The following is a 3,137-nucleotide window of genomic DNA, read 5'->3' as shown; positions in this document are numbered from 1 at the left end:
ACCGCCGTGCTCCGGCCCGGCGTGGCCGAGCACTACGCCTACGACGTCCTCGGCCACCTCGTGTCCTCGTCCCCGGGGACCGGCCCCGAAGCCGGGCCGCGCCGCTACACCGGCGGCGTGCTGGAGGCGGCCGGCGCGGTGCGCTACGCCCACGACGCGCAGGGCCGGCTGGTGCGGCGGAGCATCGGCGACCTGACCTGGACGTTCGCCTGGGACGCGCAGGACCACCTGACGGCGGTCCGCACCCCCGACGGCGCCGAGTGGCGCTACCACTACGACGCGCTGGACCGCCGGATCGCGAAGCAGCGCCTCGACGCGGCGGGCGCGGTCGCCGAGCAGGTCGAATTCACCTGGGACGGCAACGCTTTGGTCGAAGCGCGGCACACACTGGGCGGCGCGCCGGTCGAGACGTGGACGTGGGTGCACCACCCGGACGACGGCCGTCCGGTGGCCCAGGCGGTCACCACCCCGGACGGCCGCACGCGGCTGGCCGCGCTGGTCACCGACGACATCGGCACGCCGGTGGAGCTGGTGGGAGTGGACGGCGTGGTCCGGGCCGTGCGCACGAGCCTGTGGGGCCTGTCCGGCGCGGGCGCGGCCGAGACGCCGCTGCGGTTCCCCGGGCAGTACCTCGACCGCGAAACCGGGCTGCACTACAACGTCTTCCGCTACTACGACCCGGCGAACGCCCGTTACATCTCGCCCGACCCGCTCGGCCTCGCGCCGGCGCCGAACCCGCTGACCTACGTCGGCGACCCGCTGATGGCGGCCGACCCGCTCGGCCTCACCTCCGGCGGCTTCGGCTCGGACCCGGCCGACCAGCGGCGCTTCTCCGGCCGCACGAACGCGGGCAAGTGCTCGAAGGCGGCCACGCAGGCGGCGGCGCCGTACCCGAAGACCAAGCCGAAGAAGGGCAGCGGCTCGGGCGGGACGTCGTCGAACCAGCCGAGCGGCCCCTCGAAGCCGTGGGGCAGCAAGAACCCGGTCAGTGGCCGCACCACCTCGCAGGGCGGCGGCACGACGTCCGGGAACCAGGTGCTCGACGGGTCGCCGCGCCCCGGCGGCTCGAAGCCGCAGCCGGGCGAGCTCACCGACGTCAAGGACCTGGAGAACACCAAGCACTCCAGCTACAGCCCGGAGCTGCAGAACGAGCTGAACAAGGTCAACGGCTACAACCCGGACGGCAAGAACCGCTGGATCCGCGGCCACCTGCAGAACGACAACCTCGGCGGGCCGGGCCTGTCGGACAACATGACGCCGTTGACGTCGACGGCGAACAAGAACATGTCCGGTTCGTTCGAGGGCCCGTTGAAGAACGCCAACGTGCGCCTCGACCAGCTGAAGTCCAAGCTCCCGTCGGACGCCGATCTCAACCGGGCCGGCTTCAGCCCCAGCGAGTACAACAAGGTCCGCGACGACATCAAGAACCTGCACGTGGAGTACTCGGTCAACGCGAGCCCGAACGTCAAGTTCCCGAACTCGCCCAACCCGTTCGAACGGTCCATCCGCGACCACCTGGAGCTGAACGCGGAGTACAAGGGCCTCACGCCGGAGGTGCAGAAGTACATCGCCTTCGCGAAGGAGAAGAACTTCCTGCCGCAGTTCCCGCCGAAGGGCACCAAGATGGACACCCTCACGGGGGCGTTCAGCTGACGGTCACCGCCGCGTCGTGAGGGTGAGGTCGAACTCCGGCGCGGCGTAACCGGCGTACCGGTCGGCAGGCCGTTGGGCGGCGGGCATCGCGCGCAGCTGCTCCTCGGTGTACCCGGTGAGATCGGCCTTTTCGACCTGCGCCTTGACGTAGAAGTACCGCAGCTCGCCGTTGTCCAGCTGGGCCAGCATCGCACGGGCGTGGCCGGCTTCGGGTTCGCCGCGTTCGATCATCTTGGCGAGGATGTTCCGGACGTACTCGGGGTGGCCCTGCTGGTAGCCGCCGTTGGCGTTGTAGCCGGCCGACGGGCCCTTCGCCTCGACGATCACGTACTTGCCGTCGGCGTCCTGGTAGACCCGGTCGAAGTGGTGGGCGCCCCGATCGGGCACGTCGACCGGCTGCAGCGGCCGGTTGACGTACTCGGGCCGCCCGAGCCCGTCGGCCACGGCGTGGTCGGCGGCCAGCTCGCCCAGCTTGTTGTTCCAGTGGTTGCTCTGCACGTCGTTGAACCCGGCCTGGTCGAACTCGTCGAGCGGAGGGTCGAAGCGGTTGTGCCCCAACGGGGTCCCGCGCAGCTCGTTGTTGGCTTCGTCCAAATAGGACCAGATGTGCGGCCGCCCGGCGGCGAGGATGTCCGCGTCCGTCCGGATGTGCTCCGGCGCGGTGTCGCGGCCCCCGGTCCGCCGGCTGTCGTTGATGAATTCGGAGCGCACGTTGGTGCTTTCGTTCGCCGGCTGGTGGATCTCGTAGTCGCCGTTTTTGTTCCGGCGCAGCACGGGGACCTCGACGCCTTCGTGCTTGGCGTCGGTCCGGTGGCGGCTGATGACCTGATCGTCGCCCTCGATCTGCCGCCAGTACTTGCGGAGCAGGTCTTTGGCTTCGTCGTCGTGCTTGTTGAGCTTGGCGAGGAGCTCTTCGTGGACCTTCTTCTTGTGCGCGTCGTCGTCACCACGGGCACGCGAGCCATCGGCGTCGACGTCCTTGTCGTGGCTCCCGGGCGGGAACCCGTCCTCGCCGGCCCGGTGGGTGGTGCCGTCGGGGTGGTGGGTGTTCCATTCGCCGTCGGGTGGGATGCGGGGGCGCATGCGGCCGTCGGGTCCGATTTCGTAGTCGGAGGAGAAGACGCGGCCGTGGGAGTCGGTCCAGGCGGGTCGGGTGGGGGCGAGGACTTCGGTGTCGAGTTCGCGGGAGAGGCGGTGGGCGAAGTCGTTGGAGGAGGCGTCGCAGCCGATGAGGCGGATGGGTCGTCCGTCGTAGTCGGCGTTGCGGCGGAGGACGTCGGCGAATTGTTCGGGGGTGTAGAGGCGGTCGCCGATGCGTGCGTGTCCGTCGGGGGTGACGTGGACGTCGACGGTGTAGCGGCCGTGGGGGTCGGGTTGGACGCGGTGGGGGAGGTCGCCCATGTGGGGGTCGCCGGCGTGGTAGGAGGTGCCGGCGGGGGTGTTTTCGGCGTGTCGGGTGTTGATTTCGTCGGGGGTGAGGGGGT

Annotated in this window: 1 protein-coding gene and 1 pseudogene; one reads left to right on the top strand and one right to left on the bottom strand. The window is 70.2% G+C overall.

All coding sequences use genetic code 11. The features are described 5' to 3' along the window. The coding region (locus G3I65_RS39820; protein ID WP_275940188.1) for an RHS repeat domain-containing protein at nt 1–1,653 on the top strand (1,653 nt) is incomplete at its 5' end. 3 nt (nt 1,654–1,656) lie between these two features. Here the strand turns inward: G3I65_RS39820 and G3I65_RS57805 are convergent. Next, nucleotides 1,657–3,137 (bottom strand): annotated as a pseudogene (locus G3I65_RS57805) (hypothetical protein); the annotation flags it as partial.

The organism is Amycolatopsis sp. SID8362 (assembly GCF_010550475.1).
Lineage (GTDB): Bacteria > Actinomycetota > Actinomycetes > Mycobacteriales > Pseudonocardiaceae > Amycolatopsis > Amycolatopsis eburnea.
This window is presented reverse-complemented; position numbering and strand designations above follow the sequence as displayed.